This is a genomic window from Bradyrhizobium nivariense (genome assembly GCF_029846695.2).
GTDB lineage: Bacteria > Pseudomonadota > Alphaproteobacteria > Rhizobiales > Xanthobacteraceae > Bradyrhizobium.
Genome location: NZ_JARWCR020000005.1, coordinates 80,406 through 103,912 on the forward strand (window position 1 = coordinate 80,406; position 23,507 = coordinate 103,912).

28 protein-coding genes are annotated in these 23,507 nt (G+C 65.2%); 13 read left to right on the top strand and 15 right to left on the bottom strand.

Annotated elements, in window-relative coordinates; genetic code table 11:
- Positions 1-23 precede the first annotated feature (23 nt).
- From QCM77_RS06395 to QCM77_RS06415, 5 genes are all read right to left on the bottom strand, one after another.
- Positions 24-1,445, bottom strand: a complete 1,422-nt coding sequence (locus tag QCM77_RS06395) for an MFS transporter (RefSeq protein ID WP_279662343.1) — start codon at positions 1,443-1,445, stop codon at positions 24-26.
- Positions 1,446-1,595: 150 nt separating this feature from the next.
- Positions 1,596-1,757, bottom strand: a complete 162-nt coding sequence (locus tag QCM77_RS06400; RefSeq protein WP_279662344.1) for a hypothetical protein — start codon at positions 1,755-1,757, stop codon at positions 1,596-1,598.
- Positions 1,758-1,838: 81 nt separating this feature from the next.
- Positions 1,839-2,864 (bottom strand): aldo/keto reductase, encoded by a 1,026-nt coding sequence (locus QCM77_RS06405; RefSeq protein ID WP_279662345.1) that lies wholly within the window; start codon positions 2,862-2,864, stop codon positions 1,839-1,841.
- Between the two features lie 116 nt (positions 2,865-2,980).
- Positions 2,981-3,271 carry a hypothetical protein gene (locus QCM77_RS06410; RefSeq protein WP_279682456.1) on the bottom strand — a complete coding sequence of 97 codons (291 nt, stop codon included), beginning with the start codon at positions 3,269-3,271 and terminating at the stop codon, positions 2,981-2,983.
- A gap of 45 nt (positions 3,272-3,316) precedes the next feature.
- Positions 3,317-4,273 (bottom strand): AraC-like ligand-binding domain-containing protein, encoded by a 957-nt coding sequence (locus QCM77_RS06415; RefSeq protein WP_279682458.1) that lies wholly within the window; start codon positions 4,271-4,273, stop codon positions 3,317-3,319.
- Between the two features lie 196 nt (positions 4,274-4,469).
- Between QCM77_RS06415 and QCM77_RS06420 the strand changes: the two genes are divergently transcribed.
- Positions 4,470-5,486 (top strand): carbon-nitrogen hydrolase family protein, encoded by a 1,017-nt coding sequence (locus tag QCM77_RS06420; RefSeq protein ID WP_279682460.1) that lies wholly within the window; start codon positions 4,470-4,472, stop codon positions 5,484-5,486.
- A 27-nt stretch (positions 5,487-5,513) separates the two neighbouring features.
- The gene (locus tag QCM77_RS06425) at positions 5,514-6,554 is read left to right on the top strand and encodes a phenylacetaldoxime dehydratase family protein (RefSeq protein WP_279682461.1); all 1,041 of its coding nucleotides are present in this window, start codon (positions 5,514-5,516) and stop codon (positions 6,552-6,554) included.
- On the opposite strand, the gene QCM77_RS06430 is transcribed toward QCM77_RS06425, so the two are convergent.
- Positions 6,544-7,197, bottom strand: coding sequence for an HAD family hydrolase (locus tag QCM77_RS06430; protein WP_279682463.1), 654 nt, complete (start codon positions 7,195-7,197; stop codon positions 6,544-6,546). The two genes, QCM77_RS06425 and QCM77_RS06430, sit on opposite strands and share 11 nt — an antisense overlap.
- Before the next feature lie 589 nt (positions 7,198-7,786).
- On the opposite strand from QCM77_RS06430, the gene QCM77_RS06435 reads away from it, so the two are divergent.
- Positions 7,787-7,987, top strand: a complete 201-nt coding sequence (locus QCM77_RS06435; RefSeq protein WP_106944186.1) for a hypothetical protein — start codon at positions 7,787-7,789, stop codon at positions 7,985-7,987.
- Between the two features lie 56 nt (positions 7,988-8,043).
- Here QCM77_RS06435 and QCM77_RS06440 read toward each other — a convergent pair whose 3' ends face one another.
- Positions 8,044-9,096 carry a TRAP transporter substrate-binding protein gene (locus QCM77_RS06440; RefSeq protein WP_279682465.1) on the bottom strand — a complete coding sequence of 351 codons (1,053 nt, stop codon included), beginning with the start codon at positions 9,094-9,096 and terminating at the stop codon, positions 8,044-8,046.
- Positions 9,097-9,117: 21 nt separating this feature from the next.
- Between QCM77_RS06440 and QCM77_RS06445 the strand changes: the two genes are divergently transcribed.
- The 4 genes from QCM77_RS06445 (at position 9,118) to tsaA (ending at position 11,887) form a co-directional block, all read left to right on the top strand.
- Positions 9,118-10,158 carry a transglycosylase SLT domain-containing protein gene (locus tag QCM77_RS06445; RefSeq protein ID WP_462804298.1) on the top strand — a complete coding sequence of 347 codons (1,041 nt, stop codon included), beginning with the start codon at positions 9,118-9,120 and terminating at the stop codon, positions 10,156-10,158.
- 118 nt (positions 10,159-10,276) lie between these two features.
- Positions 10,277-11,017, top strand: a complete 741-nt coding sequence (locus QCM77_RS06450) for an AzlC family ABC transporter permease (protein ID WP_279682577.1) — start codon at positions 10,277-10,279, stop codon at positions 11,015-11,017.
- On the top strand, positions 11,014-11,364 hold the full coding sequence (locus QCM77_RS06455; protein WP_279662355.1) for a branched-chain amino acid transport AzlD family protein: 351 nt from the start codon (positions 11,014-11,016) through the stop codon (positions 11,362-11,364). The genes QCM77_RS06450 and QCM77_RS06455 overlap by 4 nt, the downstream gene beginning before the upstream one ends.
- A gap of 31 nt (positions 11,365-11,395) precedes the next feature.
- Positions 11,396-11,887, top strand: a complete 492-nt coding sequence (gene tsaA / locus QCM77_RS06460) for a tRNA (N6-threonylcarbamoyladenosine(37)-N6)-methyltransferase TrmO (RefSeq protein ID WP_279682467.1) — start codon at positions 11,396-11,398, stop codon at positions 11,885-11,887.
- Between the two features lie 13 nt (positions 11,888-11,900).
- On the opposite strand, the gene QCM77_RS06465 is transcribed toward tsaA, so the two are convergent.
- Genes QCM77_RS06465 through QCM77_RS06480 form a run of 4 tightly spaced genes read right to left on the bottom strand, consistent with a single transcriptional unit; the run spans position 11,901 to position 14,898 of the window.
- A complete protein-coding gene (locus QCM77_RS06465; RefSeq protein ID WP_279682468.1) occupies positions 11,901-12,329 on the bottom strand; it encodes an HIT family protein in 429 nt (142 codons plus the stop codon).
- Between the two features lie 52 nt (positions 12,330-12,381).
- On the bottom strand, positions 12,382-13,623 hold the full coding sequence (locus QCM77_RS06470; protein ID WP_279662358.1) for a GNAT family N-acetyltransferase: 1,242 nt from the start codon (positions 13,621-13,623) through the stop codon (positions 12,382-12,384).
- Positions 13,624-13,678: 55 nt separating this feature from the next.
- Positions 13,679-14,425: a glycerophosphodiester phosphodiesterase gene (locus QCM77_RS06475; RefSeq protein WP_279682470.1), complete on the bottom strand. Its 747-nt coding sequence runs from the start codon at positions 14,423-14,425 to the stop codon at positions 13,679-13,681.
- Positions 14,426-14,430: 5 nt separating this feature from the next.
- Positions 14,431-14,898: a RidA family protein gene (locus QCM77_RS06480; protein ID WP_279682472.1), complete on the bottom strand. Its 468-nt coding sequence runs from the start codon at positions 14,896-14,898 to the stop codon at positions 14,431-14,433.
- Positions 14,899-15,142: 244 nt separating this feature from the next.
- Here QCM77_RS06480 and QCM77_RS06485 point away from each other — a divergent pair, with 244 nt between their 5' ends.
- Both QCM77_RS06485 and QCM77_RS06490 read left to right on the top strand, forming a co-directional pair.
- Positions 15,143-15,988, top strand: coding sequence for a cell envelope integrity EipB family protein (locus QCM77_RS06485; protein ID WP_279662360.1), 846 nt, complete (start codon positions 15,143-15,145; stop codon positions 15,986-15,988).
- 66 nt (positions 15,989-16,054) lie between these two features.
- Entirely contained in the window at positions 16,055-16,456 is a 402-nt protein-coding gene (locus tag QCM77_RS06490; protein ID WP_279662361.1) for a RidA family protein, read from the top strand.
- A 7-nt stretch (positions 16,457-16,463) separates the two neighbouring features.
- Here QCM77_RS06490 and QCM77_RS06495 read toward each other — a convergent pair whose 3' ends face one another.
- Entirely contained in the window at positions 16,464-16,871 is a 408-nt protein-coding gene (locus tag QCM77_RS06495) for an ACT domain-containing protein (RefSeq protein ID WP_279682474.1), read from the bottom strand.
- A gap of 201 nt (positions 16,872-17,072) precedes the next feature.
- Between QCM77_RS06495 and QCM77_RS06500 the strand changes: the two genes are divergently transcribed.
- Positions 17,073-17,228 (top strand): hypothetical protein, encoded by a 156-nt coding sequence (locus QCM77_RS06500; RefSeq protein WP_279662363.1) that lies wholly within the window; start codon positions 17,073-17,075, stop codon positions 17,226-17,228.
- Between the two features lie 13 nt (positions 17,229-17,241).
- On the opposite strand, the gene QCM77_RS06505 is transcribed toward QCM77_RS06500, so the two are convergent.
- On the bottom strand, positions 17,242-18,531 hold the full coding sequence (locus tag QCM77_RS06505; RefSeq protein WP_279682476.1) for a DNA polymerase IV: 1,290 nt from the start codon (positions 18,529-18,531) through the stop codon (positions 17,242-17,244).
- Complete coding sequence (locus tag QCM77_RS06510) at positions 18,528-18,839, bottom strand: DUF3572 domain-containing protein (protein ID WP_279662365.1); 312 nt, start codon at positions 18,837-18,839, stop codon at positions 18,528-18,530. Before QCM77_RS06510 ends, QCM77_RS06505 begins: the two co-directional genes overlap by 4 nt.
- 241 nt (positions 18,840-19,080) lie before the next feature.
- Between QCM77_RS06510 and QCM77_RS06515 the strand changes: the two genes are divergently transcribed.
- Both QCM77_RS06515 and QCM77_RS06520 read left to right on the top strand, forming a co-directional pair.
- Positions 19,081-19,446 carry a response regulator gene (locus tag QCM77_RS06515; RefSeq protein ID WP_008130064.1) on the top strand — a complete coding sequence of 122 codons (366 nt, stop codon included), beginning with the start codon at positions 19,081-19,083 and terminating at the stop codon, positions 19,444-19,446.
- Between the two features lie 14 nt (positions 19,447-19,460).
- On the top strand, positions 19,461-20,834 hold the full coding sequence (locus tag QCM77_RS06520; protein WP_279662366.1) for a PleD family two-component system response regulator: 1,374 nt from the start codon (positions 19,461-19,463) through the stop codon (positions 20,832-20,834).
- Positions 20,835-21,134: 300 nt separating this feature from the next.
- Here the strand turns inward: QCM77_RS06520 and QCM77_RS06525 are convergent, their stop codons facing one another.
- On the bottom strand, positions 21,135-21,743 hold the full coding sequence (locus tag QCM77_RS06525) for a TetR/AcrR family transcriptional regulator (protein WP_279682477.1): 609 nt from the start codon (positions 21,741-21,743) through the stop codon (positions 21,135-21,137).
- 129 nt (positions 21,744-21,872) lie between these two features.
- Between QCM77_RS06525 and QCM77_RS06530 the strand changes: the two genes are divergently transcribed.
- Complete coding sequence (locus tag QCM77_RS06530) at positions 21,873-23,111, top strand: MFS transporter (RefSeq protein ID WP_279682479.1); 1,239 nt, start codon at positions 21,873-21,875, stop codon at positions 23,109-23,111.
- Positions 23,112-23,507: the final 396 nt, after the last annotated feature.

Below are 23,507 nucleotides of genomic sequence, written 5' to 3' on the forward strand. Positions count from 1 at the left end.
CTACGGATTGCATCGAAAGCGCGCTATTCGCCGCGCAGACGCTGATCGTCCTGCACGCGGACATGCTCGGCGCCGCGCGCGCCCGCGGGCGACAGCCGCAACATGCTCAGCGCCGCCCCGCAAAGCGCGAAGCCGACGCCGGTCAGGAGCGCGATCCTGGTCCCTTCCATCGGATAGCGGCCGAGGAACAGCGCCACCAGCGCCGCGCCCGTGGTCTGGCCGAGCAGCCGTGCCGTGCCCAGCAAGCCGCTGGCGCCGCCGGCGCGCTGGCGCGGGGCGGCGGCGATCATGGTGCGGTTGTTGGGGGTCTGGAACAGGCCGAAGCCGGCACCGGCCAGCGCCATCCGCCAGATCACGTCGAGCGGCGTCGGGGCCGCCGGCAGCAAGGCGAGCGCGGCGAGGCCGCAGGCGAACAGCGTGAGCCCGATGCCGCCGAGCAGGCCGGCCGGATAATGCTCGACCAGGCGGCCGGCGAGAGGCGCTGCGAACGCCACCGCGATCGGCCATGGCGTGATCAAGAGGCCCATATGCACCGCCGAATAGCCGAAGCGGCTCTGGAGATAGAAGGGGATCGCGACGAAGGCCAGCATCTGCCCGCAGAACGAGGCGATCGAGGTCGCAATCGACAGCGCGAACACCGGGATGCGCAACAGGTCGACCGGCAAAAGCGGCGAGGTCATGTGGGTTTCGCGATAGATCAACAGCGCGCCGGCGACGAGAGCGATGGCGAATTGCACGAGGCAGGTGACCGCGGCCTCGCCATGACCGACGCTGTCGACGGCCGCGATGCCGACGCCGAAGGTGATCGCGGACAGCCCTGCGCTCTGCCAGTCGAAGGAATGGCTGGCGGGCTTGGTGTGCGGCAGGCTGCGCACGCCGAGCAGAAGCGTCAGCGCGCCGAGCGGCACGTTGATGGCGAACAGAAAGGGCCAGCTTCCGACCGCGAGGATGCCGGCGGCGAGCGTCGGGCCGATCGCGGCCGAGAAGGCGACGACGAGCGCGTTGAGCCCGATGCCGCGGCCGAGTTGGCTGCGCGGGTAGGTGAAGCGCACCAGCGCCGAGTTGACGCTCATGATGCCGGCCGCGCCAAAGCCCTGGATGATGCGGGCGATCGTCAGCAGCGGCAGGGTATGCGCCAGCGCGCAGAAGGCCGACGCGAGCGTGAACAGCACGAGCCCGACCAGATAGACGCGGCGATAGCCGACGATCTCGCCGAGCGAAGCCAGCGGCAGCAGCGAGATCGTGATCGCGAGCTGGTAGCCGTTGACGATCCAGATCGAGAAGGCCGGGCTCGCGTCGAGATCGGCCGCAATCGTCGGCAGCGCAACGTTGGCGATGGCGCTGTCGACCACCGCCATGATGATGCCGAGCGCAATGGTCAGGATCGCCTGGTTGCGCAGCGGCTGCGGCAGGCCGTCGGCATGCTCGATTGGGGCAGGCGACATGGTGGAAGCGCGCTTGATTCGAGCCGTGGTTCGTCTCCGGATTAGAAAATTGCGAGATGCATCGCAACCCGGCAGGATACGGACGGTTCCTGCACTTGCGAAGCGGGTCTCCCGGCGCCGGGGGCGTGGGACAGGGCGGCCTTCGCGGGCTCACCAGCGCAAGGTCGGCTTCCCGAACACATAGAGCGCAACGAGCCCAGCCGTCACCGCCATCGAGACGATCCGGACGGTGCGGTCCCAATCGATCCTGCTCCGCTCGGCGCGGTTGAGATTGAGAGCGGTGAACAGGGCCTTCATGGCAAATCGGCGCATCGGGCTGCCTCGCGGGGGCGCACGATGCCACTGCCGGCGCGGGCTTGATGCAGCTCAAGCCGGAGGCCGAGCGGCCGGTCTCTACACCGGCGGCGGATTGCGGTCGGTGAAGGTTGCGCGCTGGTGCCAGTAGGGATACGGCAGCGTCACCTTGCTCGCCGCGTCGAGCTTTGCGATCTGGTCCTTGGTCAATGACCAGCCGACCGCGCCGAGATTTTCGCGCAGCTGCGTCTCGTTGCGCGCGCCAACGATCAGCGTCGAGACCGTCGGACGCTGCAGCAGCCAGTTCAGCGCAATCTGCGAGACGCTCTTGCCCGTCTCCTTCGCGACCTCATCGATGGCCTCGACGACACGATAGACGTGCTCGTCCGGCACGGGCGGGCCGAAGTCGGCGGTCTTGGGCAGGCGGCTCAATTCGGGCTTCGGCTGGCCGCGGCGGATCTTTCCGGTGAGGCGCCCCCATCCCAGCGGCGACCAGACCACGGCGCCGAGCCCCTGGTCGAGGCCGAGTGGCATCAGCTCCCACTCGTAGTCGCGCCCGATCAGTGAATAGTAGGTCTGGTTGGCGACATAGCGCGGAAAGCCGTGCTTGTCGGCAACGCTGAGCGATTTCATCAGGTGCCAGCCGGAAAAGTTCGAGACGCCGACGTAGCGGATCTTGCCGGCGCGCACGAGCCCATCGAGGGTCGCCAGCACCTCCTCAGGCGGAGTGAAGGCGTCGAAGCCGTGGAGCTGGAACAGGTCGATGTAATCGGTGCCGAGCCGGCTCAGCGAAGCATCGATAGCTGCGAGCAGATGCTGCCGTGACGATCCAATATCGTTGGGGCCGTCGCCGAAGCGGAACGTTGCCTTGGTCGAGATCAAAACCTTGTCGCGGCGGCCCTTGATGGCCTCGCCGAGAACGCGCTCGGACTCGCCGAGCGAATAGACGTCGGCAGTGTCGAACATCGACACGCCGGCATCGAGGCAGATATCCAGAAGGCGCCGCGCTTCGGTCGCGTCAGTCGTGCCCCACGCAGCAAGGCGGCCAACGCCGCCGAAGGTCCCGGTCCCAAGACTCAAGGCGGGCACCATGAGGCCCGAGCGGCCCAAGCGTCGGTATTCCATCGATATGCTCCTCGGCTGGCCGCAGATTGATCCCTGCGGTTCTGTTGCCCGATGGTAGTGCAAGCGTGCGCCGCGTCCTACCACGCGCTCACATAGCGGCCTTGCTTGGGAGCGGCCTAGTCGTGCAGACGCATGTCATCGAATGCTGCGTCAGTCACGCGCGGGCCGGCCGTCGTCGCCGGCAGCCGAGCCGCGCCCCTCGTTGCAGCAGAGGGAAGGCAGGCGGCCTCGCTCTCGCGCGCCTGTCGCGGCAGGAGCGTCAGGCCCCAGCCCACCGCGACCAGCACCGCCAGCCGGATCGCGATCACGCCCAGCAAGACTTCCGAACCGCTTGTCGCGCCGTGGGTCCTCATGTGCGCCAGCCTGAGCCCGGCGGCAGCACCTGACAATCTGGAATTCACAAGCATTGCCTTCGCCTGAAGCGAAGGCTCGGGCTAATGGCTGCCCGCATGTCAATGCCGCGACTGGCTCTGCCGGAAATCGCGCGGCGACATCCCGAAATGCTCGCGGAAGACGCGGCCGAAATGCGAGAGGTCGTTGAAGCCCCAGGCGAAGGCGATCTCGCTGATGTGGCGGTGGGCGAGCACGGGGGAGGCGAGGTCGCGCCTGCATTGAGCGAGACGCTCACCGAGGACGTAGCGCTGGAACGAGGTATTCTCGTCGGCGAGGAGATCGTTGACGTAGCGGGACGAGATGCCGAGCGCCGCTGCGGTCTCGGACAGCGAGAGGTCGGGATCGGCAAGATGAACCCGGATATGTGCCTTCAGCCGGTAGAGCAGGGCGGAGCGATGGGTCGAGGACGGCAGCGATGTCGTGCCGAGCCGTTCGCTGAGCGCCAATGTCAGGAGATCGACGGCCTGTTCCGACAGTGCGGCGGCGTTGTTCGGCGCAAGCCGGTCCGCGCTCTGGCAGAGCTTGAAGATGAAATCGTAGGCGAGCCGCTCAAGCGGGACGTCGGCGCCGAATGACATCGCGGTCAGCGCCTCGGTGCCGCCGAGCCGGCGTCTTACCATGTCGCGCGGCACCTTGAAGATCGTCTGCGTGAAGGTGTCGTTGAACTTCAGCTCATAAGGACGCGTGGTGTCATAGAGTGCGAACTCGCCGGGATGGATCACGGTCTCGCGGCCGTCCTGCACGACGCCGCCGGCGCCGCGATTGCCGAGTGCGATCAGGACAAAGTCCTGGTCTGAGCGCGAGATGCGGGAGGGTGTGCGGAAGACGTGCTGGCGGTCAGAGCAGACCTCGGAGCACACCGCCTTGCCGAGCGCGGCCTGTGTGACCGAGCCGTGAAAGGCGCTGCCGAGGTCGGACTTGCAGTCGAGCCCGACGAAGACGTCGCAGACGATGTCCTGCCAGAGGGCAAGCCGCCGGTAGCCGGGGCTGTCGTCCGTGGTGAACTGGATTGGCATCTGCAGAGCCTCCCTTTCACATCCCGTAAAATCGCATGTTGGCGCAGGTCCAGCCTGACCGGAGGCAAATCCCGTACCGGGCCGCGATCCCGTCCGGTCGAGTTTTTGTTCCGCCGCGGTCGAGCGCCCGCCGCCCGGCTTGGCCAAATAGACTGCATCGGACGCGGCTTCCGATCAACCGGCAAGGGAGGCGGCAATGGGCATCGAACATCCGAAATACAAGGTCGCGGTGGTCCAGGCGGCGCCCGCCTGGCTCGATCTCGACGCCTCGATCGACAAGTCGATCGCCCTGATCAGGGACGCCGCCGAGAAGGGCACCAAGCTGATCGCCTTTCCGGAGGCCTTCATCCCCGGCTACCCCTGGCACATCTGGATGGATTCGCCGGCCTGGGCGATCGGTCGCGGCTTCGTGCAGCGCTATTTCGACAATTCGCTGTCCTATGACAGTCCGCAGGCCGAGCGGCTGCGCGACGCCGTACGCAAGGCAGGACTCACCGCCGTGGTCGGCCTGTCAGAGCGCGACGGTGGCAGTCTTTATCTGGCACAATGGCTGATCGGACCGGACGGCGAGACCATCGCAAAGCGCCGCAAGCTGCGGCCGACCCATGCCGAGCGCACGGTCTATGGCGAGGGCGACGGCAGCGATCTCGCCGTGCACGCGCGGGCCGACATCGGCCGCATCGGCGCGCTGTGCTGCTGGGAGCATCTCCAGCCGCTGTCGAAATACGCGATGTACGCCCAGAACGAGCAGGTGCATGTCGCGGCGTGGCCGAGCTTTTCGCTCTACGATCCCTTCGCGCCGGCGCTCGGCGCCGAGGTCAACAACGCCGCGTCGCGCGTCTATGCGGTAGAGGGCTCGTGCTTCGTGCTGGCGCCTTGCGCGACGGTCTCGCAGGCGATGATCGACGAACTCTGTGATCGGCCGGACAAGCACGCGCTGCTGCATGCCGGCGGTGGGTTCGCTGCGATCTACGGCCCCGATGGCAGCCAGATCGGCGACAAGCTGGCGCCGGACCAGGAAGGGCTGTTGATCGCCGAGATTGACCTCGGCGCCATCGGCGTCGCCAAGAACGCCGCTGATCCCGCCGGGCATTATTCGCGGCCCGACGTGACGCGGCTTCTGCTCAACAAGAAGCGATACCAGCGCGTCGAGCAGTTTGCGCTGCCGGTCGATACCGTCGAGCCCACGGACATTGCCGCGGCGGCGAGCTGATCGCCGGGATCGAGGGGAGGCACGATCATGGAATCCGCAATTCCTCTGCATCTCGAGACCCCGCGCACGCGCCACAAGCGCGTGCCGGACGATTACCAGCCGCCATATCCGTCCTTCGTGGCGCGCTATAAGCCTGCCGTGAACCGGGTGGTGATGGCCTATTTCGGCGTTCAATATCGCGGCACGGCGCCGGCGGTTGCGACGGACGCGCTCACCGAAATCGCGGTGCGGTTTACAGGGGAAGGCGGACCCTCGCATTGGGACCGCGCACAATATGTTGATCAGGCCGGCTACGAGAACGTCGTCTCGGTGGCCTATTGGGACGACATCGCGCGCTTCGACGCCTGGTTCGGACCGGCGCGCGAGGCCTGGACCGGAAAGCAGCCCGTGGGCATCGGCACTTTCATCGAGGTGCTGCGCCCCACGGTGGCGCGGCACGAGACGCTGTTCTCCTCGCTCGGCCGGCCCGAGGGCGTTGCGGTGATTGCGCAGGGCATGAGCGGCGAGGTGCAGGAGCACGCCTATTGGGGCGGCATGCGCGACCGCATTCCGTTGTCGCAGACCGATCCGATGTCGCCGGGCGGCAATCCCGAGTTGATCCGCGACGGCGCACGGCTGCGCGTGCAGGCGCACGACAATCTCTGCCTGATCCGATCAGGACAGGATTGGAGCGATACCGAATCGTCCGAGCGAAAGCTCTATCTCGACGACGTCGAACCGGTGCTGCGCGAGGGCATGGATTTCTTGCGCGATGACGGCCTCGGCATCGGCTGCTACGCCAACCGTTACATGCGCGTGCTTGCAGCCGACGGGGGCGCGAGTGAAAAGTCCTACGGTCAAAGCTGGTGGAAGAGCCTGGCTGCGCTGGAGCGGTGGGCGGAGTCGCATCCGACCCACGTCAAGATATTCGGCGCCGCGATGAAGTATCTGTCGACGCTCGGTCCGTCAGCAAAACTGCGGCTCTATCACGAGGTCACCGTGGCGGCTGCCGACGAGCAGTTCTTCGAATATCTGAACTGTCACGCCAAGACCGGCATGCTGGCGGCGGTGGAGACCGTCAGCGCTTGATAGGCGAGATCACGCAATGGCCGAGCAGCTCGGGATGCGCGGCGCAGATGTGATGCGCGCCGGCGTCCCGCAGCTCGGCCTCGCTGCCATAGCCATAGAGCACGCCGATCGCGGTCATGCCGTTGGCGCGGGCGCCGACCACGTCATGGCTGCGGTCGCCGATCATGATCGCGCTGGCGGGATCGACCTTGGCTTCGTCGAGCGCGTAGCGCAGCAGGTCGCCCTTGTCGACGCGGGTGCCGTCGAGCTCGGAGCCGAACACGCGCTCGAAATACGGTTTTAGTCCAAAATGTTCGACGATGCGGGTGGCATAGACCGCGGGCTTGCTGGTCGCCACGAACATGCGCGGTGTTGTCGCTGCAAGCATTGTCAGGGTGTCCATGATGCCGGCATAGGCTTCGTTCTCGAACAGGCCGACATCGCTGAAGCGCTCGCGATAGAGCAGCAGCGCCCGGTCGGCGAGTTCCGCGCTGCCGGTGAGCTTTTGCAGGCTGGCATGCAGCGGCGGCCCGATGCACCAGGTCAGCTCGTCCTCGCTCGGCACCGCGACGTTCAGCCGCTCCAGGGCGTACTGGATCGAGCGTGTGATCCCGGGTTTCGGGTTGGTCAGCGTGCCGTCGAGATCGAAATAGATTGTCACCATGTTGCCGCGCCTGTGTCGATACCGCCGTCTATTGCTTGACCTAAACGAGCCCGCGGACCAAGGCAACGCGCAACAATTGTCACGCCGAAATCCGCCTTCTCGATATGCGTATCCCTTAAAGCTCGCTATTCGCGGGAGGGAAGCGTAGGGTCGCGCCATCACCGCCCTTCCATTGGCATCAACCGGTGACTGAGGGTCACCTGTGCTCCCGCCGACCGAGCAGGAGCATGTATGGCTGGATTTCGTCTGGTCGCCTGGATCCGCCGGAGAGCGCCTCTTGTCGCATTGATGCTTGGCACACTGTCACCAGGCGCTGTCGCGGCAGGACCGGACTGCCGCGCGATCGAAAGCACGAGCGGACGTCTCGCCTGCTACGATGCTGCGTTTCCTCCGAAGGAAAAAAAGCCCGCTGCTGCGGAGAACGATGGGTCCCGTGGCGCTTACAAGGACCCGTTCGTTGCGGAAGAGGCCAGAACCGCAGCGAAGCTGAAGAACATCTGCCGCGGATGTTGAGGGTTGCTCGTTCGCCGCGTTCTCGTTGATCGGCGATTCCGGGCTAGGATCGAGACAATTTTTCAGGAGAGGCCGGATGAGCGAGCGACTTGAAACTCTGAAGAAGGCCCGTGATCGCATGATCGAGGACAGGGACGCGCATGCGAAAGTGTTGGCCGCTCCCTTTGTGCGCGACACGGCCGAGCGAGCGCGCAACAAGTTCATCGAGATCCAAGCGCTGATCGATGCCCTCGACCGCGCCATCCGGGGCGAAATCCCGGTTCCGGTCAAAAACTAGGGCGGTCAGCAGCGACACCAGCGGAGCGTTTCATCGCAGATGTCGCTACCGCTCCCTCATTGCTGTCTCGCCCATTCGACGATTGCGGTCGCCTCCGCGCCTGCCCGGGTTTCCCAGGCGGCGATCGCATCGGTCGCTGCCTTCCGCAGCTCCGTGACAAGGAACGCGGGCGCCGGCTCGACGATACGGACGCCGTTGTCGCGCATGCGCGCATAGTTCTCGATGGTGCGGTGGGTCAATAGCGCGAGCTGGCTTTGCTCGGTCTCGGCCGCCGCGGCCAGCACCTCGCGCTGCATCGGCTCGGACAGTTCGGCAAAGGCGTCGCTGCGGACGAAGGCGATCGAGATTGGCATCGCGTAGTTGATGGCCGTGAAATACGGCAGGAAGTCCCACAGTTTGCGCCCCGCGCCGCCGTCGCCGGAGGTGAGGAAGGCATTCAGCCGGTGCTCCCTCAGTCCGGCGAGCGCCGCGTCCATCGGCAGGAATTGCGCGTTCGCGCCGGCCGCGCGCATGACCTCGGTGGAATTGGCATCGTAGGCCCGCAAGTTCAGTTTCGGCAGGTCGTCGGCATCGTCGAGCGACCGTTCCGACCAGAGGCCCGTGGCCGGCCAGATCGTCAGATAAAGCAGCTTGAGGCCACGCGCCGCGAGCGCCTTCTCATAGAGCGGGCGCGCCCGCAAATTGCTGGCGCGGGCGAGATCCACCGATTGCACCAGGAAGGGCAGGGTGGACAATCCGAGCACAGGGTCGAGGCCCGAGAGCGCGCCCGCGAAGGCATCGCCGCCCGCGATCCTGCCGTCCAGCGCCGCACGCGGCATCTCGCCCGAGTTGATCTTGAGCTGGTTGTCGAAGGCGTTCGTCACGGTCACGAAACCGTGGGTACGGTCGGAGACGCGCCTGGCGAAAGTCGTCAGTCCAATCCCGGAGATGTTATTCTCGGGGTATTCCGTGGTCATCCGCCAAGTGACTTGAGACGTGACTTGAGACGTGACTTGAGACGTTACCTGCGCGGCGGCTGGCGCGACGCTCAGGATGAGTGCGGCGAGGGCAAGGATCGAGCGGATCCGTTTGGCGGGGTAACGCATTGGGAGAAGCAGGTCAGGCAGCATATATTGGCAACTCATCGAACCATGGCACGATGCCACAACATGGCAGATCACCTTGTCGCATGTCGCGCCCGCGTGCGCCACCGCCGTGCCTGCACGAGATGGGGGCACATTGCGTCGTGCATCATCACCGCGCTACTCGTCTCGGCGACACAGGCTGCGGCGTGGGACAGCTCGCCTGCAAAGACCGATGTCGCCGTCCCCAGCGTCGAGGAGCTCGCGACGCCGCCGGCGAAGTCCGGCGATGCGCGCGAGAGCGACACGCGGGAATCGATCTGCCTGATCATCGAGGCCGCGGCGCGCGATGCCAATTTGCCGCTGGAGTTCTTCGCCCGCGTGATCTGGCAGGAGAGCCGCTTCCAGGCTGATGCGGTGGGGCCAATGACGCGCAGCGGCGAACACGCGCAAGGGATCGCGCAGTTCATGCCGGGCACCGCGAGCGAGCGCGGGCTGCTCAATCCCTTCAACCCGGTGCAGGCGCTGCCGAAGTCGGCGGAATTTCTGAACGAGCTGCGCAACCAGTTCGGTAATCTCGGCCTGGCTGCCGCCGCCTACAATGCCGGGCCGCGCCGGGTGCAGGAATGGCTCGCCGGCACCGGCGGCATGCCGGAGCAGACACGCAATTACGTTTTCGCCATCACCGGCACGAGCGTCGACACCTGGGCCAAGGCAGGTGCGACCGGCAAGGGGCCACCAAGCTCGCCGCCGACGAGTTGCCGCGATCTGATGGCGCTTTTGAAGCGCGCGCCGAATGCCTTCGTCGCCGAGCTCGAGCAGCATGTGGAGCTCGCGGCTGCAAAGATCTGGGGCGTGCAACTCGCCGCCGGCTTCGACCGCAACCGGGCGTTGGCAATGTATTCCCGCGCGGTCACACGGCTGAGCGCCGTGATCGGCGAACGTGATCCGAGCCTGCTCAGCTCAGTGATGCGTAGCCGCGGCACGCGCGCCTTCTACCAGGTGCGTATCGGTGCGGATACGCGAAACGAGGCGGATGAACTCTGCGGTCGCATCCGCAAGGCTGGCGGGGCGTGCTTCGTGCTGAAGAACCGCGGTGTGAGCGGGTAGGGCGTGCGCCCCGGAATGACAGCCACGCGTGCATGCCAGCCCCGCCGCGCGCTTCCTTGACGCCAGCCACCGTATTGCCCGTTATGCAGGCACGATTCCTCACCCGGCCAAAACGCGCGTGCCGCTTCCTCCGCTCGATTCACCTCAATGGCAAAGCTCCTGGCGCGCCTTTGCGTGGGGGCTGCGCTCGATCACGCAGACGATCCTCACCGTCGTGCTGTTCATGACCTATCTCGGCATCGGCGCGCTCGCCCACGATACCCATTTCAGCCTGCTCTGGGCGCTCTGCTCCACGCTGTTCGTCTGGGCAGGTCCAGCGCAAATCATCCTGATCACCACGCTCGGCTCGGGTGCGACAATCATCCAGTCTGCGATCGCGGTCACCGTCAGTGCGATCCGCCTGTTTCCGATGGTGGTCTCGGTGCTGCCGCTGATGCGTACGCCGACGACAAAACGGCGCGAGATGATCTTTGCCGCGCATCTCACCGCCGTGACGCTGTGGGTCGAATGCCACCGCTTCCTGCCGCAGGTGCCCCGCGAGCGGCGCATCGCCTTCGTCCACGGGCTCGGCTGCGGCCTGGTCTCGGTGTGCCTCGCCGCCAACACCGTCGGCTATTTCCTCGCCGCCAATCTGACGCAGACGCTTGGCGCGGCGATCCTCCTGCTGACGCCGCTGTCGTTCCTGTTCTCGACCGCGCGCAACAGCCGCGAGGTCGCCGATGTCGTCGCACTCGCGCTGGGCATATTGCTGTATCCGCTGGCCGCGAAGATGAACTCCGGCCTCGACATCCTCGTCAGCGGCCTCGTAGCGGGCACGATCGCCTATGGCGTGCATTGGTGGCGGGAGGTGCGCGCATGAGCTTTGCGCAGCTCATTGGCGACTGGCACGCGCTCGCCGTGCTGTTCGTCGCCGGCGTTGTTCCCAACCAGATATGGCGCATGCTGGGCCTGTGGTTCGGCGGCGGCATCGACGAGGGCTCCGAGCTGCTGGTCTGGGTACGGGCGGTCGCCACCGCGATCCTGGCCGGCGTCATCGCCCAGATCGTGGTCGAGCCGCCCGGAGCGCTTGCGAGCGTACCGGATACCTTACGCTACGGTGCGGTCGGCGCCGGCTTCGTCGTCTTCCTGCTGACCCGTCGCTCGATCTTCGCGGGCGTGGTCGCGGGCGAAGTCTTCATGCTGGCCGGCAAGTGGTGGTTGGGCTAAAACCACCAGCGAACAGCAGGGAACTGGAAATATGGTTCGCGAAAACGAGCTCCGCGAGGGCGAGGTCTCCATCGAGCTGCCGTCGACGCAGGATGCCGGCCTCGTCTTCATCGGCCGCATCCGCACGCCCTGGACCTCGCGGATGGAGACCCCGCGGCAGGGCCGGACAGACGGTCCGATATGCCGCCTCGAGATCTTCGAGCCGTTCGTGCCGGCGATCAAGGGCGTCGATTTCTACAGCAATCTCGAAGTGCTCTACTGGCTCGACAAGTCGCGCCGCGACATCGTCCTGCAAAGCCCGAAGAACAACGAGAAGACCCGCGGCACGTTTTCGCTGCGCTCGCCGGTGCGCCCCAATCCGATCGGCACGTCGATCGTGAAGCTCGTCGGCATCGAGGGCAATGCCATCCTCGTTCGCGGCCTCGACTGTATCGACAACACGCCGCTGATCGACATCAAGCCAGATCGTTGCGAGTTCACCCCGCTGGCCGCGCCGCAGCCGGGGGATTTTCAGACGGAATGACGGATGGTGACGATCAAACCGCCTTCAGCGCCGCAATGAGCTTGGTCGCGTTCTCTTCCAGCACCTTGACGTCTTCCTTGCGGCTGGCGGGCGGCAGCATCGCGACGCCGTCGTGGCGTGGCATCACGTGCATGTGGAGATGAAACACCACCTGTCCGCCGGCCGCCTCGTTGAACTGCTGCACGGTGATGCCGTCGGCCTTGAATGCGGTCATCGCTGCGGCGGCGATCTTGTGCGCGCCGCGGGCGACATGGGCGAAGTCATCAGGCTTGATATCGAGGATGTTGCGGGCAGGGGCTTTTGGAATCACAAGCGTATGGCCTGGTACCCGGGGCATGATGTCGAGGAAGGCGAGGACGTGCTCATCCTCGTAAACCTTGTGGCAGGAGAATTCGCCGCGCAGGATTTTTGCAAAGATGTTGTTGGTGTCGTAGGCGGTCATGGCGGCGGCTCCCTAGAATTTTGCGCTTACTGTCACCAGCCGCAGCGAACCGTCAAGGCGCCTCGTCGGCGCCTTTTCGGAATGGGCCGAGTTCGGCCAGTTCGCGTCCGGCTTCCGCAACATAGGCGCGTTCGCGCTTGAGGTAATCGTCGATGGCGCGGCGCAAGCCTGGATCGGCGATGAAGTGAGCGGAGTGGGTGGTCCGCGGCAGGTAGCCGCGTGCGATCTTGTGCTCGCCCTGCGCGCCGGCCTCGACATTCCCCAGGCCGTGTTTGATTGCGAAGTCGATCGCCTGATAATAGCAGACCTCGAAATGCAGGAAGGGATGATGCTCGACCGCACCCCAGTTGCGGCCGAACAGCGTATCCGAGCCGATGAAGTTGATCGCGCCTGCGATCCAGCGACCGTTGCGGCGGGCCATGACCAGCAGCACGTCCTGGCTCATGGTCTCGCCGATCAACGAGAAGAATTCCCGCGTCAGATAAGGCCGGCCCCATTTGCGCGAGCCGGTCTCCATGTAGAATTGAAAGAAGGCGTCCCAGGCATCCTCGGTGATGTCTTTGCCGGTGAGCCAGTGGATGGTGACCCCGGCGGCCAGCGCGTCGCGCCGCTCGCGCTTGATCGATTTGCGGTGGCGTGAGTTCAGCGTCGCCAGAAAATCGTCGAAACTCGCAAAACCCTCGTTGTGCCAGTGGAACTGCTGGTCGGTGCGCTGGAGGAAGCCGTGCTCGGCGAGCAGCTTCCACTCCGCCACGCGCGCGAAGGTGACGTGCACCGAGGAAGCCTTGCTGACGCCGCACAACGCCACCAGCCCGCTCGCCAGCGTCTCTGCGATCCGCTCGCGGTCGACGCCGTCGCGGATCAGGAGCCGCGGCCCCGTCGCCGGCGTGAAGGGAACCGAAACCTGCAGCTTCGGATAGTAGCGCCCGCCGGCGCGCTCATAGGCATCGGCCCAGCCGCGGTCGAAGACGTATTCGCCTTGCGAGTGCGATTTCAGATAGCAGGGCACCACGCCGGTGACGCGGCCATCGGCTTTGGCCACGAGATGCCGCGCCCCCCAGCCGGTGCGGATTGTTGCCGAACCCGATTTCTCAATCGCGGATAGAAATGCGTGGGAGACGAAGGGGTTATAGGCAGGCTTTGAGAGGCCGAGGGAATCGCCTGGAAGCCCGGATGAGGTTCCCTTGCCATGCCTGTTACAAATCTTGCCGGGATTGGCGCAGGCGTCCCAGTCGTCCGGCGATACTTCGCCAATGGAAGGTACGGCTTCGAGGGTGATTTCGGATGGTGCCATCGAGCCCAAGATCGTGCATTGCAGCAGCGACTTCAAGAGGGCGGGAACATCAAGCCTACGGCACGAACCCCTCAAAGATCATCTGGTCCGCATATTGGCCGACCCGCGTCCGCTGCTCGGTCGTGCGCACGGTCCAGCCGAGCAGGGCGCAGCCGAACACATTGCGGGCGATCCAGGGCGCCGGGGCCGGGAGGTGGTCGACCTTGAAGGCGACGAAATGCGGCTGGGTCTGGAAGCCGTGGCGCAGGTACAGCATGCCGTCGCGCTGTGCCTCGGTCAGGTAGGCCCAGTATTCGTCCTCATAGCTCCGCTGCGCGACGATGCCGCGCGGGCGGGAGGGCAACAACTCGCGCAGCGCCAGCACCTGATCGGGATCGAACGACATGCCGACGGCCGGGCCGTCATAGGATGCCAGCACCTCGGCCATCCGCTTCACCAGCTTGCGGTCGCCGTCAAAATGGCTCTTGACCTCGATCACCAGCGGCACGCGGCCGGCGACCATGCTGCAGAGGTCGCTGAGCGACATCATCCGCTCGGCCGTGTCCTTGAACGTGACGGCCTTCAGCTCGGCGGCAGTTTTCTCGACAAGCTGGCCGGTAGCTTCGGTAAGGCGGCCCAACGCATGGTCGTGATGCACCATGGCCTCGCCGTCGGCGGAGAGCTGGATGTCCACCTCGATCGAAAAATTGCCCGCGATCGCCGCCTGCACCGCGCCCGGCATGTTCTCGACGATGCCGCGCGAAATGTCATGCAGGCCGCGATGGGCGACCGGGCGGGCTGTCAGCCAATCAGGAGCACGCATTCGCCTCAGGCGACCTCGAACACGCCTTCGACCTCGACCGCCGCATCCGCGGGCAGCGAGGCGACGCCGACGGTGGTGCGGGCATGGCGGCCCTTGTCACCGAAGGCGGCGACCATCAGGTCGGAGGCGCCGTTGAGGACCTTCGGCCCGTCCAGGAAGTCCGGCGCCGAGTTGATGAAGCCGCCGAGGCGCACCACGCGCACGACCTTGTCGAGGTCGCCGAGCGCCGCCTTGACCTGGGCCAGCAGGTTGACCGCGCAGCCGCGGGCGGCCGCTGCGCCTTCTTCGATGGTCACGCCGGCGCCGAGCTTGCCCTTGGCGATCAGCTTGCCGGCGGGATCGAAGCAGACCTGGCCGGAGACGAACAGCAAATTACCGGTGCGCACGAACGGCACGTAATTGGCCACGGGGGTGGGGCCCTCGTGCAGCTTGATGCCCTGTTCCGCCAGCTTCTGCTCGACCGTGCCCGCCATGTTCGACCTCGTTGTTCAAAAATCCATCCGCCCGGGCGCATCAATGGCAGGCCGGGCGCGCCCTGTTTCGCCCATCGTGCCGCCACATGCAAGCAACCCCAAGGGGACTGCTGCGGCTGCATTTTGTTGAGGCAGGGCAGGAGGTTCAAAGCGAGGGCCGCAACTTTACGTGAAACGGCCTCAGTTGCGACGTAATGGAACGGTCATTAAAATGTCGAATCTGCGCTTTCCCCAGGGAACAGACATGCTGCACCTTTTCCGGACTTCGCTCGGTGTGACGGCGCTCGCGGCGGCCGCTTTCGGCCCCGGAGGCGTCGCGCAGGCCGCCAACGGTCCATTCCTCGCCCATCAGGCGCTCTATGATTTGAGCCTGGTGAAATCGCGTTCCAATTCGGTCAACAGCGCGCGCGGCCGCATCCTCTATAATTTCACCGGAAGTTCGTGCGAGGGCTACACCTCCGAATTCCGCCAGGTCTCCGAGCTCGACAGCGGCGAGGGCAAGGTCACGCTCAGCGACCTCCGCTCCAATTCCTGGGAGGACGCTGGCGGCAAAAGCTACCGCTTCAAGATCGAGACCCGGATGAATGAGGCGGATGCCGGCCGCGTCGATGGCTCGGCGGAGCGCGACGGCGACCACATCAACGTCAAGCTGAAGTTGCCGGCGCCGATGAGCTTTACGCTCGACGGCAAGATCGTGTTTCCGACCGAGCAGATCCAGCGCATCATCGCCGCCGCCAAGGACGGCAAGTCGCTGCTCGAGCTCTCCGTCTATGACGGCTCCGACGACGGCCAGAAGGTCTACAACACGCTGACCGTGATCGGCCAGCCGATCCCCGCCGACCGCGCCGGCTCGCCCGATCCTTCAACGTCAGACGAGCACATGAAGTCGCTCAAGCGCTGGCCCGTCACCGTCAGCTATTTCGACCGCGAAGCCCAGCAGAAGGAAGGCGAGCAGACGCCGGTCTACGCGATGGCGTTCGAGCTCTACGAGAACGGCGTCTCGCGCCAGCTCGTGCTCGATTACAACGATTTTGTGATTTCGGGCGCGATGGGCAAGTTCGACGCGAAGGACAGCAAGCCCTGCAATTGAGGGCTGGCCTGTAACACGGTCTCTGGCTACCCTCCCTCCCAACCACAAACATCCGGGAGGCCAACCATGCCCAAGCTCGATCATCTCCGCCCCAGCGGCCTGCATCACAATCCCGCCTATTCGCACGTCGTCACCGCCACGGGTGCGCGCACCATCTACATCTCCGGCCAGGTGTCGGTGGATGAGGAGGGACGGATCGTCGGCGAGGGCGATCTCGCCGCGCAGACCACGCAGGTGATGCAGAATCTCGGGCACGCGCTGAAGGCGGCCGGCGCGAGCTACGCCAACATCGTGAAGATCACCACCTTCGTCGTGAACTACAAGCCGGAGCTGCGCCCGGTCATCGGCAAGGCCCGCTCGGCTTTCTTCGAAGGCATGGAGCCGCCGGCCTCGACCCTCGTCGGCGTCTCGGCGCTGGCCGCGCCGGAATGGATGATCGAGATCGAGGCGGTCGCGGTCGCGGATTGAGCGCGCGCTACGCGCGCGTTGCGCCGGGTATCTCTTGCAGAATCGCCATCGCTTCGTCGGCCCTGTCAGCGGGCACAAAGAGGTGATCGTGGTAGAAGGCCGAAACGGCATTCACGCTGATGCCGGCTTCGGCCAAGCGAGTGGTGATCGCTGCCAGGAATCCCACCGCGTCGAGTGAGGAATGAACCTTCAGGGTGATCAGGCGCGAGGCGAACTCGTGGCGTAGCCCTGCCGTTTCGGCCTCTTCGCGCCGGATCACGAGCGTGGTTCCTTCCTGCTCGCGGAACGTCAGCAGCGGGTTGACTGCTGCGGGAATGGGCTCGTTGGGTGGGGTCGTGCAAAAGACGAAGGTGCTGGGCCGCATCTCCGGCTTGATGTCCCTCAACAGCGTGTTCAGATCGCGTTCGCCTGTCACGATTGTCAGCCTCTCAGCGCGCCAGGATGGGTCTAGCCCTTGCGAAACCCATCAGCGCTGGAATTTGACAGGGGCCTCGCCAACATACATTTGTATATCCCCTCTATTCTTTGTCATGCGCTGCTCTAACGCCCGTACAATTGAGCGACGGCGGGCGATTCTAATATTCTGAGCCCACTCGGATCAGTGCGAGGAAGCTCCATGAACGTCATCGTTCGAAAGCTCAACGGCCTGTGGCACCTCATCATCGGGTCCAGTCAGATCCGAACTCCGTTCCTGGCGACTCAGGACCGGCAGTTGGTCGTTCAATACGCCCGGCGGGTCTATCCGGGCGCCCGGATCTTCGAACACGACTGACGTCAGCAGGCCCTCACTCCTCCGCCTTCTCCGGCCCCTCATAGGCAATGCCGCGAATGACGGCGGCGCTGCCGAACTTCTTGCGCAAGCTGTCCACCGCGCGCTCGGCGTGGGCGGCACGGCGGTCGAGCATGTCGGTGTCGTCGGCGACTGAACCCTCGCGCAGCGCGCTGACGCCGGCGCCCATCAGGCGGAAGGCTGTGCCGTCGATCTCTTTCGCCAGCATCTCGCGACAGATCGAGAAGATCTTTGCGGCGAGCTGCGTCGGCGCCGCGATCGATTGCGAGCGCGTGCGCTGGCGGAAATCGGCGGTCTTCAATTTCAACGTGACGGTGGAGCCGGCCAGCTCGCTGCTCTTGAGGCGAGACGACGTCCTCTCGCAGAGCCGCCACAAAATCTTCTCCAGCGTCGCGAAGTCGCGGATGTCGGTCTCGAACGTCGTCTCGCTCGAAATCGTCTTGGCGCCCCGATCGGGCTCGACGCGGCGGTCGTCGATGCCGCGCGCGAGCCGCCACAGCCTGCGGCCGTCGCTCGGAAACTGCCGCATCATCTCGATCTCGTCGGCCTTCTGCAGGTCGGCGATAATGCGGAAGCCGCGTTGCACCAGACGCTCCTGGGTCGCCGGTCCGACGCCGAAGATGAAGCCGACCGGCCTCGAAGCCAGCATCAAACGGGCTTCCTCCTGGTCGAGCGCGGCAAACCCGCGCGGCTTGTCGAGGTCGGAGGCGATCTTGGCCAGGAACTTGTTGCAGGAGAGGCCTACCGAGACGCTGATGCCGATGTTGCGCTCGATGTTGCGCGCGAACCGCGCCAGCACCTTGGCCGGGATCATGCCATGCACCCGCTCGGTGCCGGAGAGATCGAGGAAGGCCTCGTCGATCGAGAGCGGCTCGACCAGCGGCGTCAGCGCCTGCATGGCCTGGCGAACCTCGCGTCCGACCCGGACGTACTTTGCCATGTCGGGCGGAATCACGGTCGCGTGCGGGCAGGCCTCGAGTGCCTTGAACATCGGCATCGCCGAGCGCACGCCATAGGTGCGCGCGATGTAGCAGGCGGCCGACACCACGCCGCGTTTTCCCCCGCCGATGATGACGGGCTTGTCGGCGATATCAGGATTGTCGCGCTTCTCGACGGTCGCATAGAAGGCGTCACAATCGATATGGGCGAAGGTCAGGCTCGCGAGCGCGCGGTGGCGGACGAGGCGGGGGGAACCGCAGGCGGAACAGCGCCGCACGCCCGTAGCCAGATCGGCCAGACAATCCCGGCAGAAGCAGCGGGGCCCGGCCGCCTCCAGGGCAATCACGGCACGTCGCGCTCCCAAGTGGGGTCGCCAAGCGCGTCGCCAAGGACCTGCCGCGCTGCGGCAACGTTGGTCGGATGCAGTTCCGCAGAGCTGGCAAAGGCCTTCACGGTGGCGTCATCGCGCATCACGAAATCGAGTACGCTGAGGAGGAAATGGGGGTCCGAGGCGGCATTGCGCAGCATCTCCGGGCCGACCCCTGTCTCGGCCAGAAACAGGCCCAACCGCTCAGGATCGCCCGCAACGAATGACAGCGCCTGAAGCGCAACGATTTCAGCGACTTCGCGGGGGTTGTGAACAGGCTTTTTCACGTGGCCGGTTTGCCTTTCCGTTAACTTTCGGTGTCTACTTTGGAGTCATCATGCCCGAGTCTCGTGCCTAAGTCTTGCGACCCCGGACAAGCAACTGGAAACCACATCGCAGAAAGTCGGCCCTCGGGTTTAACGAAACTCAAGCGAATTCGAGGCTAGTTTGAATCCAGTTTTCGAAGCGCCGGCGAGCGGCGCCTGAGGCGTCACATGCATCGGTCTGCGGACCAATCAGGAGGGCGGGATGGCTAAGACCGTCCTGATCGTGGAAGACAACGAGCTCAACATGAAGCTCTTCCGCGACCTGTTGGAAGCACACGGCTACCAGACCTCGGGCACCAGCAACGGCTACGAGGCGCTCGACCTCGTTCGCAAGATGCGGCCCGACCTCGTGCTGATGGATATCCAACTGCCGCAGGTCTCGGGCCTGGAGGTGACGCGCTGGATCAAGGACGATCCGGAGCTACGCAGCATTCCCGTCGTCGCCGTCACCGCGTTCGCGATGAAGGGCGACGAAGAGCGCATCCGCGAGGGCGGCTGCGAGGCCTATTTGTCCAAGCCGATCTCGGTCGGCAAATTCATTGAGACGGTCCGGCGTTTCATCGGATAGGAAGTGAGTTCACAGTGTCCGCGCGTATCCTGGTCGTCGATGACGTCCCTGCCAACGTCAAGCTGCTCGAAGCCCGCCTGTCCGCCGAATATTTCGACGTGATGACCGCCGCGAACGGCACCGAGGCGCTGGCAATCTGCGCCCGCGCCGAATGCGACATCATCCTGCTCGACGTCATGATGCCGGACATCGACGGTTTCGAGGTCTGCCGCCGCCTCAAGACCGATCCGGCCACGCACCACATTCCCGTCGTGATGGTCACCGCGCTCGACAGCCCGTCCGACCGCAACCGCGGGCTGGAAGCCGGTGCCGACGATTTCCTCACAAAACCCGTCTCCGACGTCGTGCTGATCGCGCGCGTGCGCTCGCTGACGCGGCTGAAGATGATGACGGACGAGCTGCGCATGCGCGCCATCACCTCGCTCGAGATCGGCATGCAGGCGCCCGAGCGCACCGCGGTGGCCGACACCGGCAAGGGCGGCCGCATCCTGCTGGTCGACGATCGCCAGTCCTCTTATGAGCGGCTGGCGACGATCCTCGCCGCCGAGCACACCATCGACGTCGAGCCGAACCCGACGGAAGCGCTGTTCCACGCCGCCGAGGGCAATTACGACCTGCTGATCGTCTCGCTCGACCTCAACAATTTCGACGGCTTGAGGCTGTGCAGCCAGGCGCGCTCGCTGGAGCGCACGCGCCACGTGCCGATCCTGGCGATCGCGGACCCCGAGAACTCGACGCGGCTGCTCCGCGGCCTCGAGATCGGCGTCAACGACTATCTGCTGCGTCCCATCGACAAGATCGAGCTGCTGGCGCGCGCCCGCACCCAGATCCGCCGTCGCCGCTATACCGATCATTTGCGCGACAACGTGCAGAACTCGATCGAGATGGCGATCACCGACGCGCTCACCGGCCTGCATAATCGCCGCTACATGGAGAGCCATCTGGCGACCCTGGCCGAGCAGGCCGCGACCCGCGGCAAGCCGCTCGCGCTGATGATCCTGGACATCGACTACTTCAAGTCCATCAACGACAATTACGGCCACGACGCCGGCGACGATGTGCTGCGCGAGTTCGCGGTGCGCGTGCGCAAGTCGATCCGCGGCATTGATCTGGCCTGCCGCTACGGCGGCGAGGAATTCGTTATCGTGATGCCGGAGACCGATCTCCACGTCGCCGGCATGGTCGCCGAGCGTCTGCGCCGCTCGATCGCAGGCGAGCCCTTCGCGATCCACAAGGGCACCAAGCGCATCGAGGTCACGATCTCGATCGGCCTGACCACGCTGGAGCAGAAGGGCGAGGCGGTTGGCGACGTCCTCAAGCGCGCCGACACCGCGCTATATCGCGCCAAGCACGACGGCCGCAACCGCGTGGTGTCGCAGGCGGCGTGAGGCCGCTCGGGCAGGGCCGGCGCAGAAAAAACGCGAAAACAACCCCATGCACAGTAGCCGACGCTAGCCGGATCAACGGCTTACGTTGGCGGCAAAACGACTGATGCAGACAGTAACGCCATTTGACTCGTCGGGCAAAACAGGGGCATGTTGCTAACATCCCGAACGTCCACGAACTCCGCTGTCATTCCCCGCGAAGGCGGGGAATCCAGTACGCCGCGGCGTTTCGGTTCAATCACAACCGTCTCTGGAATACTGGGTCTTCGCGGGTGACGACACCGTTCGATACGTGGACAGCGGTTAGTGCGGCGCGCGCTTGCCTCGCTTGACCACCTGCTTCACCGCATCCCCCACATCCACCCCCGCATTGCGCAGCAGCACCTTCGCTGCTTCCTTCGCCGCACGCGCCATCGCGGGGTCGTCGCGCACGAGGTCCTGCGCGATCGAGCCGTCGACCAGCAGCACGAGCTGTGTCGCCAGCGCATCCGCATTCGCAACGCGAAGCTCGTTCAGCCGGTCGCGAAACCAGACGCGGCGGCTTTCCTTGAAGGCGATTGCGATCTTCTTCACGGCGCGGTCCGCCGGGCCAAGCTCGGCGACCGCATTCACGAACGGGCAGCCGCGAAAGTCTTTTGCGGCGAAGCGGCGCTCCAGCGAATCGAACGTCGCAAGGATCTGCTCGGCCGGGGGCTTGTCCGAGGCGCGGGGCTGCACGAAGCGGCGTTTGAGATACGCAGCGATCAGCGCGTCCTTGGACGGGAAGTGGTTGTAGAGCGTGCGCTTGGAGATGCCGATCTCGGCCGCGATGGTGTCGACGCCGATGGCGCGGATGCCCTGCAGATAGAACAGCTTGTCGGCGGTCTCGAGGATCCGCTCTTTCATCGTCTGTGGGGCGGGCGGGGGAGCCATGCGACAGCGAGCGTCCTCTCGGCTTGACAGCGTGCACCTTTCATAGCCTAAGTACACAGGTCTGTGTAACCAAAATCAACTGGTATTGCAGACGACGGCGCTCGCGCCGCGCCGATGAGGGAGAAGAAAATGCCCCTGTTGCAGGTCCTGCGCCCGACATTGCCCATCCTGATCGGCGCCTCGATCATGCTGACGCTGAGCATGGGGCTGCGGCAGAGCCTCGGCATCTTCATGCAACCGCTGACCCACGACATTCATCTGTCGATCTCCGACTTCACGCTGGCGCTGGCCGTGCAGAATCTCGCCTGGGGCTTTCTTCAGCCGCTCGCCGGCGCGATGACCACGCGCTACGGCTTCCGTCCCATCATGATCGCAGGCTCGTTCATGTACATCGCGGGCCTGGTGCTGATGGCAACCGCGAACGGTCTCGTCGCCATCATGATCGGCGCTGGCGTGCTGATCGGCACCTCGCTCGCCTGCACCGCGGCAGCGATCGCGATGTCGGTGGCGGCGCGCGCGGTGCCCGCGACGGTGCGCTCCACCGTGCTCGGCATCGTCTCCGGCGCGGGCTCGCTCGGCGCGCTGCTGTCGGCGCCGATCGGCCAGATGCTCAACGACGGATTCGGCTGGCGCGTCGGGCTCGCCGGCTTCGTGGTGATGTCGGTGCTGATGATCCCTGCGGCCTGGTATGCCGGGCGTGTCGACGCGATCCCGCTGCCGAAGCCCGCGGGCGATGATATCGGCAATGCCACGGCGATGACCGCGGCGAGGACAGCGTTCGGCAACGCGTCGTTTGTGGTGATGACCTGCGCCTATCTTGTCTGCGGCATGCAGCTCGTGTTCCTCACCACGCATTTGCCGTCGTATCTCGCGATCTGCGGCCTCGATCCGATGCTGAGCGCGCAGACGCTCGGCATGATCGGCGGCTTCAACGTGCTGGGCTCGCTGTTCTTCGGCTGGGCCGGCCAGCGCTGGAACAAGCTCGCGCTGCTCGGCGGCATCTACGTCCTGCGCTCGCTCGCGCTCGCCTGGTACTTCACGCTTCCGGCGACGCCTGCCTCGACGCTGCTGTTCGGCGCGATCATGGGCTTCTTGTGGATGGGCGTCGGCCCCCTGGTCGCGGGCGTGGTCGCCGAGATGTTCGGCCTGCGCTGGCAGGCGATGATCCAGGGCCTCGCCTTCATGAGCCACCAGATCGGCAGCTTCCTCGGTGCGTACGGCGGAGGGGTGATCTACGACGCACTCGGCTCCTACACCATGGCCTGGCGCATCGGCGTCGCGCTGGGCCTTGCCGGCGGCATCGTCCAGGTCGCGTTCGCACTGATCAGGCCATCGCAACCGCCGACGCCGGTGCTACGGACGGCTTAGGAGGGCGGAAGCGCACGTCTTAGCCTTCATCGCGGCATGCAATTCAGCGGGGCATCCGATCAAGGGAGACCGCCCGTTACTTAGCGAAGTGTGACCAAATTTTCGTCTTGCTGAGAACTTGGGTTCCACGCGAAGACGATTAGTCGGCCGACATCGTTGGGAAGACAAACGGTCTTATGGATTCTTCTCATGTCGGCGAGGCCATCCCGGCTAGATGCTTTGTCGTATCACGACAAGCTTCGTGAAACCATCCGACCTCAGTGATGTCTCCTGCGCGTCTAGCAGACGCGGCAGCTTCAGGAGCCTAGCCCAGCTCTCGTGCCCCGGACGCAGCGCAGCGCTTCTTCAGCGGTGCGCTGCAGAGCCGGGGCCCATGTCGCGGCATCGTGGTGTGTT